Source organism: Pseudarthrobacter xylosi, assembly GCF_055412765.1.
In genome coordinates this window covers 642410-658341 of record NZ_JBVAYT010000001.1, presented here as the reverse complement: position 1 = coordinate 658341, position 15932 = coordinate 642410, and the positions used below count along the sequence as shown (strand labels likewise).

The following is a 15932-nucleotide window of genomic DNA, read 5'->3' as shown; positions in this document are numbered from 1 at the left end:
ATGCGCATGCGAAGCGCTGTGAACCTCCCGGTGCCGCCGTGGGGGCTGGCCGTGACGGCGATCCTGTCAATTCAGCTGGGTTCTGCCCTGTCGATGGATCTGATCGAGGCGGTGGGCCCGGCCGGAACGGCATGGCTCAGGCTCAGCATGGGAGCCATCATTCTCCTGGCGATCGCCCGCCCGCCGTTGCGCTCCGTCCGCCGAGGCGACGTGCTGCCATTACTTGGACTCGGGATCACGACTGGCATGATGTCGATCGGGTTCCTCGCCGCGATCGAACGCATACCGCTCGGCACCGCCGTGGCCATTGAGTTCCTTGGACCCCTGACGGTGGCCGCAGTGCGCAGCCACAACCGGAAGGCGCTCATCTGGCCGGCCGTGGCGCTGCTTGGCGTCGTCTTACTGACCGAACCCTGGCAGGGCGACTTCGACCCGGCGGGCGTGGCGTGGGCGGCGCTGACGGGCGTCGCTTGGGGCGGCTACATCCTGCTCACCCAGCGGATCGGCGACCGTTTCACCGGAATCGGCGCGCTCTCAATGACTGTGCCCATCGCTGCTGCCACGGCAGCCTTCGTCGGGATCCCGCAGGCCGCCGGCCACCTCACCTGGGGGATATTGGCCGCCGCGGCCGGGCTGGCCATCCTGCTGCCCGTGCTGCCGTTCGCGCTGGAAATGCTCGCCCTGCGCAGGATGACGCCTACCGCGTTCGGAACGCTGATGGCCCTCGAACCCGCGCTCGGCGTCCTCCTCGGACTGCTCATCCTGCACCAGCAGCCCTCGGCCATCCAGGTCCTTGGCATCCTGCTCGTGGTCCTCGCCGGTGCCGCGGCTCAGCTCGGCGGACGACGGCGGACAACGTCGCCGCAGCGGAGCGCCAGTCCTGCCGACCTCGACTGGGTGGGCTGATCCGATGTTCACTGGTTTGAGCGCTTTTCCCCTCACCCCGCTGGCCCACGATGCGGTGGATGAGGCGGCGTTTATCCGCTTGGTTGAACGGCTCAGCGAAGCCAACGTCGATTCGATTACCGCGCTCGGCTCCACGGGTTCCTACGCTTACCTGAGCAGTGATGAGCGAAGCCGTGTTGCGCAGCTGGCCGTCCGGCACGCCGGCGGGACACCGGTCATTATCGGCATCGGCGCGCTGCGGACCTCCCAGGTCCTCACGAACGCGGAAAACGCCGAGCGGGCCGGAGCTTCAGGCCTGCTGCTCGCACCAATGACGTACCAGCCCCTCACAGACGATGAGGTGTTCGAACTTTTCCGGACGGTTACTGCGCATTCGTCGCTGCCGGTGGTGGTCTATGACAACCCCGGCACTACCCATTTCACCTTCACCCCCGAACTCTATGCACGGATCGCCGCGCTGCCCGGCATCGCTTCCATCAAAATCCCGGGGGTATCCGCTGACCCGAAGCAGGCGCGGGCCAGGGTCCAGGAGATCCGCGCGGCCATCCCGGAGCACGTGACCATCGGGGTGGCCGGAGACGCAACGGCCGCCGACGGACTGGCCGCCGGGTGCGATGCCTGGTACTCGGTCTTGGGGGGCACCTTGCCCGCCCTGGCGGCTGGAATCACCCGGGCGGCGCAGGAAAAAAGGTTCGACGACGCGCGGGACGCTTCCGAGCGCCTGGCACCACTGTGGGAGCTGTTCACTGAGTTCGGCGGAAGCATCCGCGTGGTCGCTGCCATCGCAGAACACCTTGGACTTGCCCCGAAAGGCTGCCTGCCTTTGCCGATCCGGGGATTGACCGAGGACCAGCGCCGCCGTGTTGCCGCGGTGATGGATGCGCTCGGCCTCCAAGGGTAAAAAGAGCACCGGAGCTTCAGAGAAAAGTGCCGCGGGTTGATGAAGAGGAATCCGCGGCTGCCGGGCCTTCGGTACAAGTGCTGTTGGCCAGGAATTACGATGTGACGACGGTTTCCCGACGCGTTGTCAGCCAGCAGTTGCTGACCGCACAACGCACCATTCGTTGCCCTCCGGATCTTGGAGCACTTGGAACGTACCCGCGGCACTGACGTGGATCGTCCCCACCCGGACAGCTCCGAGAGCCTCAGCGGCGACGGAGGCTGCCGGCACATCGTCAACGTGCACGTCAAGATGCAGACGGTTCTTCCCGTGCTTGGTCTCGGGCACTCGTTGGAAGGCCAGGCGGGTCCACCCCGGCGGATCGATGAAGGACCAGGCCTCGCTTCGATGCACCGGTTCGCCACCGAGGACCGAGGACCAGAACTCCGCGAGTGCGGCGGGCTCCTGGCAATCCACTACCACCTCATCAATGCGTCCAATCATTGCCTGAGCCTACCGCCGTGCCGGAGACGCGAAGTCCAGATACCGGCCTCGGCCATCGTTCGGCTGGCGAGCCCGCCTGGTCCAGGTCCTAGCTGAATTCGCGGATGGTGATCCCGGAGAAGGTCGCAGGGCCGCCGTCGGCGTACAACGAGATTCCGGTGTCGCCGTCTGCGAAGTGCACTTGCTGCGAGAGCACCGTTTGCCCGGCATTAACGAAGACTTCGACGCTCTGTTTGTCGACGAAAATGCGCAGGTGCACCGAGCGTGCGGCGGCGTCGATGGGCGCCGCCGCACGGGTGTACGGCACGAGCGAGAAGCCGCTCTGGTCCGAAGGAGCGCGGTCGACATAGACCTCGCCAGCGTACTTGCCGATGTTCGTGTGGCGCGTGCCGTTGGCGGAGCGCCCCACCGATACCCCGACGTTCGCGGCAGCATCCCACGAGATGTCGAGCTCGAGCTCGTAGGCGCTGGCGCTCCGCGGCAGCACGGCGCTGCCGTTCACGGTGCGGTCGGGAAGCACGGTTGTGGAGGTGACGTAATTTGAGAGCGCCGCAACGGGGGCACTGAGCAAGCTGTACCAGCCTTCTGGCTGACGCTCCAGGCGCAGCTCGCGCACGATCGAGTTCTGCCCGTTGTACCCGTCGGATGCATCGGTGGGAACATCGCGCGCGGCGTACTTCCAGTTGTTCATCCAGGCGACCGCGTACCGCCGCTCGTCCGGTGCATCCACCGCCGGCCAGGTCACGGCGGCGTACCAGTCCCAGCCCCAATCGAGCCACTGCGGGTCGAGGTTGTTGGTGATGAATTGTTCGCCATCCCACGTGCCAGTCCAGTAGGCGAAGGTCATCGGGAGGCCGACGCCGTAGGCGTCCATGCTTGCGCCGAGCACCCAGTGCCGTGTTCCGTCATTGGCGGTCATTTGGAAGATGTCGGGGCATTCGATGCCGCCAAGCGCGTGATTCGGGTAGTCGAAGTTCCGTTTCAACTGCCAGTCGCGCAAATTCGGTGAGGTGTAGAACGCTGCATATCGGGCACGGCCGATGACGCACATCCACTCACTGCGCGCCGCATCCCAGTGGATCTTCGGATCTCGGAACCATTCGGCGTTGTCGATCTCTGCCTGTGTAGTTGCGGTGCGGCCGTCGGTATTGACGATCACCGGGTTGGGGAGCGCCGTAAAGGTGTACCCGCCGTCGGTTGACCAGTACAGGTACTGCTCCTGGTACTTGCGGACGTTGTTGGTGGGCTGCGTCGCGAGCGCGATGATGGCTCCCGCGCCGAAGCCCGCAGTGTTTGACGTGTCGACCACTGCCGAGCCCGACCACACGGGAAAGTCTGTCTGCAGCGGCAGTGAGGCTCCGTGATGGGTGAAGGTCACTCCGTCGGTGGTTGTGGCGTGGTCCCATCCGCCGGGGCCGTTGTTCTGCCCGGAGTGCAGGTAGTACAGGTGGTGGGCGCCGTTGGCGTACACCGGGCGCTGCGGGTCGCACAGCCAGCCCGACGGCGGGGTCAGGTGGTAGACGGCGCGCAGTGATCCCTGGGCCTGGGCGGCCGTGATGGGCATGCCGCTGCTTATGAATAGGGCGAGTGCTCCTGCTCCTGTGCCTTGCAGGACGTGGCGCCGAGAAAAATCATGGGTCATGTTTGCTTCCTCGCAAAGGGTGGTAGCTGCAGACATCAACTTTGATGCCTGGTCCTGATTAAGCGTTTGATCAAGCTAAAGATAATTGGTCGCACCGGCGCGATCAAGCGTTTTAGCAAATTTCTTTTTGACTGGCGCGCAGGCAAGGCATATACGCTCTGGGAGAACCCGCGCACTTCTCCCTGTCTCCTACTGGTTGCCCCCAGCAACCAGACGTAAACTGACCTTCGAACCGCTTCCCGCGGGACCGAACTGGGTTGGAGCCACTTTGCTCTGGAAACTGCTTGTTGAATACCTGCGGCCGCACCGGCAGCTGCTGATCGCCGTCGTGATTTTCCAGCTGGCGCAGTCCATCGCGTCGCTGTACCTGCCCACGCTGAATGCGGACATCATCGACGAGGGCGTGGCCAAGGGGGACACCGGCGTCATCCTCAACCTGGGCGGCCTGATGCTGGGAATCACGCTGCTTCAGATCGTGTGCTCAGTGATCGCCGTGTACTTCGGGGCGAAAGCGGCGATGGGCGCGGGCCGGGATCTGCGCGGGGCCATCTTCACGCGGGTGGGGGAGTTCTCCGAGCAGGAAGTCACGAAGTTCGGCGCGCCCAGCCTGATCACGCGCTCCACCAACGACGTCCAGCAGGTCCAGCAGCTGGTGCTGATGTCCGCCACCATGCTGGTCACCGCGCCCATGCTTAGCATCGGCGGCGTGATCATGGCTGTGCGGCAGGATGTGCAGCTCTCGTGGCTGATCGCCGTGGCCGTGCCGGTGCTGCTGATCGGGGTGGGGCTGATCATCATCCGAATGGTGCCGCTGTTCCAGAAGATGCAGAAACGGATCGACACCGTGAACCGGGTGCTCCGCGAGCAGCTCACCGGCATCCGCGTGGTGCGCGCCTTCGTCCGCGAGGACATCGAGACCGCCCGCTTCGCCCAGGCCAACGTGGACGTCACGGACACGGCGCTGCGGGCCGGCCGGCTGATGGCGCTCGCGTTCCCCGTGGTGATGCTGGTGCTGAACATCTCCAGCGTGGCCGTGATCTGGTTCGGCTCGTTCCGGATCGAGGACGGCTCCATGCAGGTGGGCACGCTCATTGCGTTTCTGAGCTACCTGATGCAGATCCTGATGTCCGTCATGATGGCCACCTTCATGGCGGTGATGATCCCGCGTGCCGCTGTTTCGGCGGACCGGATCGGCGAGGTGCTGAACACTGAGTCGAGCGTCCGGCCCCCGTTGAAGCCCGTGAGCAGCGCGGTCTCGTCCGACGGGCACCGCCGCGGGCAGCTGGAAATGCGCGACGTCGGATTCGCCTACCCGGGTGCCGACCAGCCCGTCCTCTCCGGGATCAGCTTCACTGCCAAGGCGGGGCAGACGACGGCGATCATCGGCAGCACCGGTGCCGGGAAGACCACCCTGGTGAACCTCATGCCGCGGCTGTTCGACGCCACCACCGGATCGGTTCGGATCGATGGCGTGGACGTGCGCGAGCTGCACCCGGACCTGCTCTGGGGGCACATCGGCCTGGTGCCGCAGCGGCCCTACCTGTTCAGCGGCACCGTCCGCAGCAACCTGCAGTACGGCAAGCCGGACGCCACCGAGGACGAGTGCTGGACCGCGCTGGAGATTGCGCAGGCCCGGGACTTCGTGGAGGAGATGGAGGGCGGGCTCGACGCGCCCATCAGCCAGGGCGGCACCAACGTCTCTGGCGGGCAGCGGCAGCGGCTGGCCATCGCCCGGGCCCTGGTGAAACGGCCCGAACTGTACATCTTTGACGACTCGTTCTCCTCGCTGGACACCGGCACCGACGCCCGGCTCCGGCAGGCCCTCAAGCGCAGCACCGCCGGCGCCACGCTGGTGATCATCGCGCAGCGTGTGTCCAGCATCGTGGATGCGGACCAGATACTAGTGCTTGACGACGGCAGGATCGTCGCCCGTGGAACGCACGGGGAGCTGCTGGAAACGTCCGAGACGTACCGGGAGATTGTGTCCTCCCAGCTGGCAGCGGAGGAGACGGTATGAGCACGCAGAACCGGCCGACGTCGGGCGCTGCCCACGGTGCCGCCACCCACGGAGCCGGCCCCGGCGGAACCGCAGCGGCCTCGAAACCCGGGACTGCCGACGTCGTACGCATTCCCCGTCCGGCGGGCGGACCGGGACGCGGCGGACCCTTCGGCGGGATGAACATTCCGGCGGAAAAGGCGATGAACTTCGGGCCGTCGGCCAAGCGGCTGCTGGGGACGCTGCGGCCGGAACGGGCCTGGCTGGTGCTGGTGCTGGTCATGGGCGTTGCCAGCGTGACGCTCTCGGTGATCGGGCCGCGGCTGCTGGGGGAGGGCACCAACCTGATCTTCGCCGGCGTGGTGTCCAAACAGCTGCCCGCCGGGGTGAGCAAGGCGGAGCTGATCGCGCAGCTGCGGGCCGCGGGCGAGAACCAGAAGGCGGACATGCTGACGCCCATGGCGCTGACGCCGGGGCAGGGGATCGATTTCGCGGCGCTGGGCAGCGTGCTGATGTGGGCGCTGGTGCTGTATGTGCTGGCGTCGGCGTTTATGTGGGTGCAGGCGTATGTGCTGAACGGGGTGGTGCAGCGGACGGTGTTCGGGCTGCGCGAGGAGATCGAGGGGAAGATCCACCGGCTGCCGCTGCGGTATTTCGATTCGATCCAGCGCGGCGAGCTGCTGAGCCGGGTGACCAACGATGTGGACAACATTTCCCAGAGCCTGCAGCAGTCCATCAGCCAGGCGGTCACGTCGGTGCTGACGGTGGTGGGTGTGCTGGTGATGATGGTGATCCTCTCGCCAACGCTGGCGCTGATCGCGCTGGTGACCATTCCTTTGACGCTGGGGATTACGGCGCTGATCGCCAAGCGCTCGCAGAAGCTGTTTGTGGCGCAGTGGAAGCACACGGGGGAGCTGAACGGGCAGATCGAGGAGACGTACACCGGTCATGCCCTGGTGAAGGTGTTCGGCCGGCAGCGCGAGGTGGAGGAGCGGTTCCGGCAGAAGAACGTGGAGCTGTATGAGGCGAGTTTCGGCGCGCAGTTCATTTCCGGGCTGATCATGCCGGCCATGACGTTCATCGGGAACCTGGTGTATGTGGGGATCGCGGTGGTGGGCGGCCTGCAGGTGGCGTCCGGGGCCATGCAGCTGGGCGACGTGCAGGCGTTCATCCAGTACTCGCGGCAGTTCACCATGCCGCTGGCGCAGCTGGGGTCCATGGCCAACCTGCTGCAGTCCGGGGTGGCGTCCGCCGAGCGGGTGTTCTCGTTGTTGGATGAGGAGGAGGAGTCTGCGGAGCCTCCTGCTTCGTCTCGTCCTGTTTTTGGGCGGGGGCGACTGGTGTTTGAGGACGTGTCCTTCTCCTACTCGCCGGACAAGCCGCTGATTTCCTCACTCTCGTTGGTGGCGGAGCCGGGGCAGACGGTCGCGATTGTCGGGCCGACCGGCGCGGGCAAGACCACCCTGGTGAACCTGATGATGCGGTTCTACGAGCTGGACGCGGGCCGGATAACGCTCGACGGCGTGGACGTCACCTCGGTGCCCCGGCGCGAACTGCGCTCGCGGCTGGGAATGGTGCTGCAGGATACGTGGCTGTTCGGCGGGACGATCCGGGACAACATCGCCTACGGGCGGCCTGGCGCTACGGAAGCGGAGATTATGGAGGCCGCCACGGCCACTTATGTGGACCGGTTTGTGCACTCGCTGCCCGAGGGGTACGACACCGTGCTGGAGGACGAGGGCTCCAACGTGTCCGCCGGTGAGAAGCAGTTGCTGACGATTGCGCGGGCGTTCCTGGCCCGGCCATCCGTACTGATCCTGGACGAGGCGACTTCTTCAGTGGATACGCGCACCGAGGTGCTGGTGCAGAAGGCGATGAGTGCCTTGCGGTCCGACCGGACGTCCTTTGTGATCGCACACCGCTTGTCCACCATCCGCGACGCCGACCTCATCCTGGTGATGGAGGCCGGTCAGATCGTGGAGCAGGGGACGCACGCTTCGCTGCTTGCTGCTGGTGGAGCTTACGCGCGGCTGTACGAGGCCCAGTTCGCGGCTCCTGTGGCGGAGGTCTAAGCTCTAGCGATTTGACTGACTAGCATTCATTTGTCCTGCCATGGAGTGGAGCGTGGCCACCCCTAGATATCAGCCATCACTTTTACCGCTCGCTCGGCCTCCCAGCGACGTATCCGGTTTGCCGTTTCCCAGTGTTGAAGACCGCGCAGATCCGATCCGGTTCGAATGGCCGATGCCATCTCACCGTTTTCAATTTCGTATCCAAGTTCCCTAGATAACAAATATGCGTAAACTTTCACGAGACTGTGGCCATTTGAAAAACGACGAGCCATGCAATGGTCGCACGATCTCATACTGTGCAGTCGACACAGCTTTCCGCCGCCCGACTTGGCTAAATCGTTGATTCGCACTCGCTGGTCGTCAGTCCAATCCAACTCAGCACCCAGAACATCGGCGAGCACGTCAAACTCAGGGACTACTAGTGCATCCATCCATTCTTCGTGCTCTTTGATATCAGACAACTCAATGCGACGTTTTGTGTTAGTGGTCTTGTCTACTATGCGAACTCGGCTGGCAACCTTGCGTCCAGCATCGATCACAATCCCGAATGCCGCGGTGAGAGCAAGCCCGTAGGCCGCAAGTTCGCGTGATTTTCCCCGCACGCGGCTCAAGGAATCCTCGCGTTTGCTAAGGCGACTTATTGCAATTCTTTCAAAGGCACTCAACTTGCATATTAAGTCCGCTTCTATGTCCCGAAATTCGCTGATGACGAGATTTGGCAGGCCTAACCAGACCGAGTCGGTCTCACCATCGCAGTCCACGAGGTAGATGCAGTTAGGGAGGTCTTCGCCGCTCAGTTCCGAGTAGGCGCGAAGGATGGATTCTTTGCCCCGACCTGGCACAAAGTAAACATCCTCATGGAGGAATACTGAAACAGCTGTCTTGTCCGTTGTTCCCTCAACCATCAGTAGAACTGTGGATTCCGGTAGACTACGTCGGCGCATGCGAATGGACTGTGCCAGAGATCCTGGCGGAAAATCAAGAGCCATGCGGAACTCCGGGAAGAGCGCGTTCCAGTTTCCCGTGATTTGCAAGTATTACGGGAGAGTGGGTTGCCATGAGGAAGCTAAGTTCAGCGGCTCTGCCCATTTTTGCCAAGTCTTCGATCAATGTGTCCTGCCAAGTTACGTGGAGAGAGATTTCAGGCTCATCAATGATTACGAGCGTTCGTGGCTTGGCGCGGAAAAGAATTTCGTATGCAAGAACGGTCATTTGCTGTTCACCAGAGCTGAGCTGGCGCGGGCTTATGTGCGTCCCAGCGGAAGTGCTGAACTGCATTCCGAACTCGCGGCCTAATTCAAGTTTCTTTGGCGTGAACCGTACGTCTAGGAAAGTCTTTAGGGCACTGAGTCGTTGTTCTAGGCTGCGAAGCACCTCCAATTTATCCAATGAAGATTTGAGGACTGCGTTAATAACGATACGCAGGTTAGGGTCGCTGAGCGTTTCATCAGTAAGCTCAGGTTCGTATTGGGCGCCGTCATCTAGGAGGCCTACGAGGCGCAACTGCTCGCGCTGCTTAGAGACTTGTTCGATCACGCGGTCAAGCTCCCCGGAAGAAACGGCCTGTCCCCTGGACATGGCGGTTATCAAGTCCTGAGGAAATGATCTGTCTTTCTGCTGCGCGGTTCTTGCATAGGCTGAATCGGCAGCTTGAATGCTGTCTGCTAATTCGACACCCGCGGCTTCAACTGCCAGTTTGCTCGTGCGCTTAGGAGTTCCCCGCGTGGACGGTCTCTTTGCCCGGGATTCTCGGACCAGGCGCTGGTCGGTAACGAAAAGTACCGGGAACCGTTCACCAAAATCCTGCAGCCATTCAGGTAGCCCATATACGGATTCAACTTCGATCTCTTCCAATGTCGAACGGACCCGCCGATATTCCTGGAAGGGAATTGAGTGCGCGGCTGCGTACTCGCTCATGCCACGCATTGCATCGGCTATGTCGTAGTCGCATTCTTCGAGTAGGCCTAGTCCCCAATCCGGAAGGCCCGCCAGTGGCTTTGCCAGCTCCACGTAACCCTCTTTGTCCTCCCAGGTGATCAAGAACCCCCCGTCACTTTTGACTCTTGTCATCGTGAGTGGCTCAAGATCCCAAAAATTCAGCTTTAAGCGGTCTAGTGGTGCCGTGGCAAGTGGCACGATATCGCCATTAGAGAGGGCGCTTATCAGTCTTAGAAGCGTAGATTTACCGGTTCCATTCGCACCAGTGAGGACCGTCGGGTCGCTTGGATCAATTACAATTTCGAAGGGAACGCGTCCAAAAAGCCCATCTACTTCGATGGACCGAAGTCCGAAACGCTCGCGCTTGGCTGATCCAGTCGATTCAGACATGTATACCTCGTTTAGAAGCGAATTTTGAGTGTCAAATATTGCCAACTCGGATTTGGCATCGTTCTCTGGACGCGAGTCTAAGGGATCCTTGGTCGTACTTCGAATCGCGAAGCAGCGTGAAAACTAAGAGCCAATCTGAGGGCCCCTGTAGCGCCCTAACCGCTGCCTCAAAGTACGGCAACCTATCTGTGTCTGTCGCCGTCGAAGCACACAGAAATACGGGCCAGTGTTACGGGCGCCGCGGGTAGTCTGTGCGGAGTTCACCTCGGGATTGCTTGAGTAGTCCCGCACCCATACGGCTTTGCACAGATGCTTCGAACGCTCTGTAGGCGATCTTACTGCTTTGCACTCACCCGTTCGCAACAAACAAACTGCCCTAAGTTCTCCCGCAGCAGTCCTTTCACGCCCCCTTCCGTCGGGCACCCGACAACGAGGCACCCAAGCCGCTCCCGTCGTCGGCCAGCAGGTCGCCCAAGCCCATGCAAACAAAGACTAGGAGCATGACCGCGCAATGTTCGACGCCCTCGAGGACGGCTTCGCAGCGTCGAAAGGGAACGTGTGCTGCATGCATGGTGGCGGCGTCAGAGTACATTGAAACGCGTACGGCGTGAGTCCTGAGATGAGGCCAGGGTTCAGACCTCGATGAAGGCCCTTATCTGTCGGCCCTGGGGTCCCCGTGGCGGGATGCGAGGACGAACCCACACAGTTGCTTGCGTCGTCGCAGACCCTCACAACGAGTTCTCAGGCATATGCGTTGCTCTAGCGCCTGCCGATAGGCTAGCGATGTGTTCGTTACAGAATTTCACCCCAGCTTCACGAACCAGCCTGGTGACGACGACGTGCTTTGGCGCTATATGGATCTTGCGAGGTTCCTCTCCTTGCTAGAGGACGAAGCTATCTATTTTGCACGGGCAGACCAGATGAGCGATAAGTGGGAGGGCTCATACAGCCAGGCCAACGTGGACATGCGCCCCCAGCTTTATGGTGAGTTGTTTGAAGACATGAATCGCCAGTACCCGATAATGCACCAAACAGGGCTTAAGACGACTCATGTCAACTGCTGGCACGAGTCTCTTGTTGAATCTGCGGCGATGTGGGATATCTACCAGCGTGAGGGCCGCGGAGTCGCCGTCAAGACAACGTGGAAAAATCTGGTTGCAAGCATTGGGTCTGATCGGAGCATCTTCGGAGGCCGAGTAAATTACGTCGACTACAGGACAACTTTCATTCCCGAGGGCAATTTTTTTGATCGCTTCATGCACAAGCGATTGAGTTTTGCTCACGAACGCGAGGTCCGCCTCATCATGATGACGGGACGTAGCATCCCGCACCCCACGGAGGAGCATAGCGCCATTTCGCTGGGTCCCGAGCCTGCTGCGATACCCGTTCCTGTCGATCTAAAGCAACTGATTCAAGCGGTTCACGTCGCTCCGGACGCTCCGGATTGGGTCAGCGACCTAATCCATAAGGTGTGCAGGAGGTATGGTCACGGCTTTGCTGTCCGCCATTCCGATTTGGCGAGCGATCCTATTGCCTGACTTCCGCCAACCGAGCTTCGTTTCGAAGACAACCTCATCCATGACCGGGTGCTTCCCCAACCAGTACCTCCTTGCGCCCGGGAGCGACACGAACGTCCTAGAACTGCACAACCACCCCCCGCCGTAGTACACGGACACACAGCGCAACGTTGCAGCCCCCAGACGTAACCTGTTTAGATGCCTCGTTTTGCGCTTGATATTGAGTCCGTCGCCCGCCCCGTCCGCGCCCAGGAACTCCTGGATGCTGTGAACCACCGGGTCGTCATTGCCGATGGGGCCATGGGCACCATGCTGCAGGGGCGGGAACTGTCCCTCGAGGACGACTTCCTGGGGCTGGAAGGCTGCAACGAGATCCTCAATGCCACGCGGCCGGACGTCCTTGCCGACATCCATGACGCGTACTTCGCGGTGGGCATCGACGCGGTCGAAACCAACACCTTCGGCGCGAACTGGTCCAACCTCTCCGACTACGGCATCGACGACCGGATCGAAGAGCTCGCGCGGAAAGGCGCGGAAATCGCCCGCGAACGCGCCGAAGCGGCAGAAAAAACAGACGGACGGATGCGGTGGGTCCTGGGCTCGATGGGGCCGGGCACCAAGCTCCCCAGCCTCGGGCACACCAGCTACGACTACCTCAAGCAGACCTTCGCCCTGCAGGCCGGGGGCCTCATCGACGGGGGAGCGGATGCCTTCCTCATCGAAACCAGCCAGGACCTCCTGCAGACCAAGGCCGCCGTCAACGGCTGCAAACAGGCCATCGTGACCCGCGGCATCCGGCTCCCGATCTTCGTCGAGGTGACCGTCGAAACCACGGGAACCATGCTCATGGGCTCCGAGATCGGCGCGGCGCTCACCGCCCTCGAGCCGCTCGGCGTCGACGCCATCGGCCTGAACTGCGCCACCGGGCCGGACGAGATGAGCGAGCACCTCCGCCACCTCTCCAAGCAGTCCTCCGTGGCCATCGCCTGCATGCCCAACGCCGGCCTGCCCGTTCTTGGCCCCAATGGCGCGCACTACCCGCTCTCGCCCACCGAACTCGCCACCGCGCACGAGCAGTTCGTGCGCGAATTCGGCTTGGGCCTGGTGGGCGGATGCTGCGGTACGACGCCGGAGCACATGGCCGCCGTCGTCGAACGTCTTGCACCCTTCCGCACGGCCGCCGCGGTCACCAGCGGCGGGAGGGGCGCCGACGGCAGCCGCCTTCCCACCGAGCGTGAAGCCGGCATCGCGTCCCTCTACCACCACGTGAATTTCGACCAGGAGTCCGCGTACCTCGCCATTGGCGAGCGCACCAACGCGAACGGATCGAAGGCGTTCCGCCAGGCCATGCTGGAGGAGCGCTGGGACGACTGCGTGGACATCGCGCGCGAGCAGGTCCGCGTCGGCGCGCACCTGCTGGACGTCTGCATCGACTACGTGGGGCGCGACGGCGTGGCCGACATCAAGGAGGTCGTCTCGCGTTTCGCGTCGGCCTCCACCCTCCCGCTCGTCATCGACTCCACCGAACCGCCGGTCCTGCGGGCCGGGCTTGAACTCATCGGCGGACGCCCGGTGGTCAACTCCGTCAACTACGAGGACGGTGACGGCCCGGACAGCCGCTTCGCGCGCATCATGCCGCTCGTGAAGGAACACGGCACCGCCGTGATCGCCCTGACCATCGACGAACAGGGCCAGGCACGCACCACCGAAGGCAAGGTGGCCATCGCCTCCCGCCTCGTCGACGCCCTGGTGGGCGAATGGGGCATGCGCGTCGAAGACATCATCGTGGACGCCCTGACCTTCCCCGTCGCCACAGGCCAGGAGGAAACCCGCCGGGACGGCATCGAAACCATCGAGGCCATCCGCCAGATCACCACCAAGTACCCCGGTATCAACACCACCCTCGGCGTCTCCAACGTGTCCTTCGGCCTCAACCCGGCAGCGCGCATGGCCTTGAACTCGGTGTTCCTGCACGAGGCCGTGCAGGCGGGCCTGACCAGCGGCATCATCGACGCCGCCAAGATCGTGCCGCTCGCCTCGCTCCCGGAGGAACAGCGGAAGGTGGCCCTGGACCTCGTCTATGACCGCCGCGAATACGACGCCGACGGCAACGTCACCTACGACCCCCTGGCCATCATGCTGGACCTGTTCGCCGGCGTCGACACCGCAGCGCTCAAGGACCAGCGCGCCGCGGAACTCGCGGCCCTGCCCACCGGCGAACGCCTGCAGCGCCGCATCATCGACGGCGAAGGCAAGGGACTCGAAGCGGACCTCGACCTTGCCCGCAGTGAAGGCATGTCACCGCTGGCCATCATTAACGACCAGCTCCTCGAGGGCATGAAAGTCGTCGGTGAGCGTTTCGGCGCCGGCGAGATGCAGCTGCCCTTCGTACTCCAGTCCGCCGAGGTCATGAAGAACGCGGTGGCCCTGCTCGAGCCGCACATGGAGAAGTCCGATTCGTCGGGCAAGGGCACCATGGTGATCGCCACCGTCCGCGGCGATGTGCACGACATCGGCAAGAACCTGGTGGACATCATCCTCACCAACAACGGCTACAAAGTGTTCAACATCGGCATCAAGCAGGGCATCGCCGAGATCATGGCCGCGGCTGAGGAACACAACGCCGACGTGATCGGCATGTCCGGCCTGCTCGTGAAGTCCACCGTGGTGATGAAGGAAAACCTCGCCGAACTGCAGTCCCGGGGCCTCGCGAAGAAGTGGCCCATCATCCTCGGCGGCGCCGCCCTGACCCGCGCCTACGTGGAGCAGGACCTGGCCGAGCAGTTTGAAGGCACCGTCCGGTACGCCAAGGACGCCTTTGAGGGCCTCGCCCTCATGGAACCGCTGGTGCAGGTGGCCCGCGGCGCTGACCCCGCCGCCGTCGGCCTTCCGCCGCTGAAGAAGCGCATCCACAAGGGTGGCCCGAAGTTTACGGTGACCGAGCCGGAGGCAATGCCCGGCCGGTCCGACGTCGCCGCCGACAACCACGTGCCTTCGCCGCCGTTCTGGGGAACGCGCATCGTGCGCGGCGTCTCGCTCCACGACTACTCCACCTTCCTCGACGAACGCGCCACCTTCATGGGGCAGTGGGGGCTCAAGCCCGGCCGCGGCGACGACGGCGCGTCCTACGAGGAGCTGGTGGAACGCGAGGGCCGGCCGCGCCTGCGCTACTGGCTGGACCGCATCCTCGGCGAGGGAATGCTGGATGCGTCCGTCGCGTACGGCTACTTCCCGGTGGTCTCCGAGGGGGAGCAGGTGGTGGTGCTGCACCACGGTGAAGACCGCGACGGCGTCCTCGGCACCGCGGGACTGCTCTCCCCCGACGGTGGCTCAGGCGGCCCGATCGGCACCGACCGGCTGCGTTTCGACTTCCCGCGCCAGCGCCGCGACCGGCACCTCTGCCTCGCCGACTTTGTGCGCTCACGCGAATCGGGACAGGTGGACGTGCTGCCGGTGCAGCTGGTTACGGCCGGTTCCAAGATCGAGGAGTTCACCTCCAAGATGTTCGCGGCCAACCAGTACCGCGACTACTACGAGCTCAACGGCCTGGTCATGCAGCTCACCGAGGCGCTGGCGGAGTTCTGGCACGCGCGCATCCGCTCGGAGCTGGGTTTCGCCGCCGAGGAGCCGAAGGACAAGGCCGGCCTGTTCAAGCTCGATTACCGCGGCGCGCGGTTCTCGCTCGGGTACCCGGCCTGCCCCGACATGGAGGACCGCCGCAAGGTGACGGAACTGCTGAAACCCGAGCGGATGGGCGTGGTCCTCAGCGATGAGCTGATGCTGCACCCCGAGCAGTCCACCGACGCGTTCGTGTTCCACCACCCGGAGGCGAAGTACTTCAAGGTGTGAGTTGCGGTTGGACCACGCGCTGCTGTGGACCAAGGAGCTAAACTCCGGTTAACGTCATCGGCCCTGCGGCAACTTTCCACGCGGCCGGAAGTACTCCTCACGCCTGGCACGGTCCAGTCGCTTGCCTGCGATGCCTGCCTTGGACATCCATTGGTAGCAGGTGTTCTGGTTCAGCCCGAGTCCGGCGGCAGCACCCATTACGCTGCCGACCCGGCCCAGAACAGCAAAGAACTGTCCT

Annotated in this window: 10 protein-coding genes; 6 read left to right on the top strand and 4 right to left on the bottom strand. The window is 63.2% G+C overall.

From position 1 onward, the window contains the following. On the top strand, window positions 1-906 hold the full coding sequence (locus ACZY1F_RS03055) for an EamA family transporter (RefSeq protein WP_463940391.1): 906 nt from the start codon (window positions 1-3) through the stop codon (window positions 904-906). A gap of 4 nt (window positions 907-910) precedes the next feature. After that, window positions 911-1807 (top strand): dihydrodipicolinate synthase family protein, encoded by an 897-nt coding sequence (locus ACZY1F_RS03050; protein ID WP_463940182.1) that lies wholly within the window; start codon window positions 911-913, stop codon window positions 1805-1807. A gap of 126 nt (window positions 1808-1933) precedes the next feature. On the opposite strand, the gene ACZY1F_RS03045 is transcribed toward ACZY1F_RS03050, so the two are convergent. Next, window positions 1934-2290 carry a VOC family protein gene (locus ACZY1F_RS03045; protein ID WP_463940181.1) on the bottom strand — a complete coding sequence of 119 codons (357 nt, stop codon included), beginning with the start codon at window positions 2288-2290 and terminating at the stop codon, window positions 1934-1936. 88 nt (window positions 2291-2378) lie between these two features. Next, complete coding sequence (locus tag ACZY1F_RS03040) at window positions 2379-3932, bottom strand: glycoside hydrolase family 32 protein (RefSeq protein WP_463940180.1); 1554 nt, start codon at window positions 3930-3932, stop codon at window positions 2379-2381. Window positions 3933-4200: 268 nt separating this feature from the next. Here ACZY1F_RS03040 and ACZY1F_RS03035 point away from each other — a divergent pair, with 268 nt between their 5' ends. Continuing rightward, window positions 4201-5949, top strand: a complete 1749-nt coding sequence (locus tag ACZY1F_RS03035; RefSeq protein ID WP_463940179.1) for an ABC transporter ATP-binding protein — start codon at window positions 4201-4203, stop codon at window positions 5947-5949. After that, window positions 5946-8000 carry an ABC transporter ATP-binding protein gene (locus ACZY1F_RS03030; RefSeq protein ID WP_463940178.1) on the top strand — a complete coding sequence of 685 codons (2055 nt, stop codon included), beginning with the start codon at window positions 5946-5948 and terminating at the stop codon, window positions 7998-8000. Before ACZY1F_RS03035 ends, ACZY1F_RS03030 begins: the two co-directional genes overlap by 4 nt. A 62-nt stretch (window positions 8001-8062) precedes the next feature. Here ACZY1F_RS03030 and ACZY1F_RS03025 read toward each other — a convergent pair whose 3' ends face one another. Together ACZY1F_RS03025 and ACZY1F_RS03020 are read right to left on the bottom strand one after the other, a co-directional pair. Then, a complete protein-coding gene (locus tag ACZY1F_RS03025; RefSeq protein ID WP_463940177.1) occupies window positions 8063-8905 on the bottom strand; it encodes a hypothetical protein in 843 nt (280 codons plus the stop codon). 73 nt (window positions 8906-8978) lie between these two features. Beyond that, complete coding sequence (locus ACZY1F_RS03020) at window positions 8979-10328, bottom strand: AAA family ATPase (protein WP_463940176.1); 1350 nt, start codon at window positions 10326-10328, stop codon at window positions 8979-8981. 785 nt (window positions 10329-11113) lie between these two features. Between ACZY1F_RS03020 and ACZY1F_RS03015 the strand changes: the two genes are divergently transcribed. Together ACZY1F_RS03015 and metH are read left to right on the top strand one after the other, a co-directional pair. After that, window positions 11114-11866, top strand: a complete 753-nt coding sequence (locus tag ACZY1F_RS03015) for a DUF2971 domain-containing protein (RefSeq protein ID WP_463940175.1) — start codon at window positions 11114-11116, stop codon at window positions 11864-11866. A 177-nt stretch (window positions 11867-12043) separates the two neighbouring features. Next, the gene (metH, locus tag ACZY1F_RS03010) at window positions 12044-15694 is read left to right on the top strand and encodes a methionine synthase (protein ID WP_463940174.1); all 3651 of its coding nucleotides are present in this window, start codon (window positions 12044-12046) and stop codon (window positions 15692-15694) included. Window positions 15695-15932 lie beyond the last annotated feature (238 nt).

Coding starts and splice junctions, on each gene's coding strand:
- metH (WP_463940174.1), top strand. CDS start 12,044: ATGCCTCGTTTTGCGCTTGATATTGAGTCCGTCGCCCGCCCCGTCCGC.
- ACZY1F_RS03020 (WP_463940176.1), bottom strand. CDS start 10,328: ATGTCTGAATCGACTGGATCAGCCAAGCGCGAGCGTTTCGGACTTCGG.
- ACZY1F_RS03050 (WP_463940182.1), top strand. CDS start 911: ATGTTCACTGGTTTGAGCGCTTTTCCCCTCACCCCGCTGGCCCACGAT.
- ACZY1F_RS03045 (WP_463940181.1), bottom strand. CDS start 2,290: ATGATTGGACGCATTGATGAGGTGGTAGTGGATTGCCAGGAGCCCGCC.
- ACZY1F_RS03030 (WP_463940178.1), top strand. CDS start 5,946: ATGAGCACGCAGAACCGGCCGACGTCGGGCGCTGCCCACGGTGCCGCC.
- ACZY1F_RS03055 (WP_463940391.1), top strand. CDS start 1: ATGCGCATGCGAAGCGCTGTGAACCTCCCGGTGCCGCCGTGGGGGCTG.
- ACZY1F_RS03025 (WP_463940177.1), bottom strand. CDS start 8,905: ATGGTTGAGGGAACAACGGACAAGACAGCTGTTTCAGTATTCCTCCAT.
- ACZY1F_RS03040 (WP_463940180.1), bottom strand. CDS start 3,932: ATGACCCATGATTTTTCTCGGCGCCACGTCCTGCAAGGCACAGGAGCA.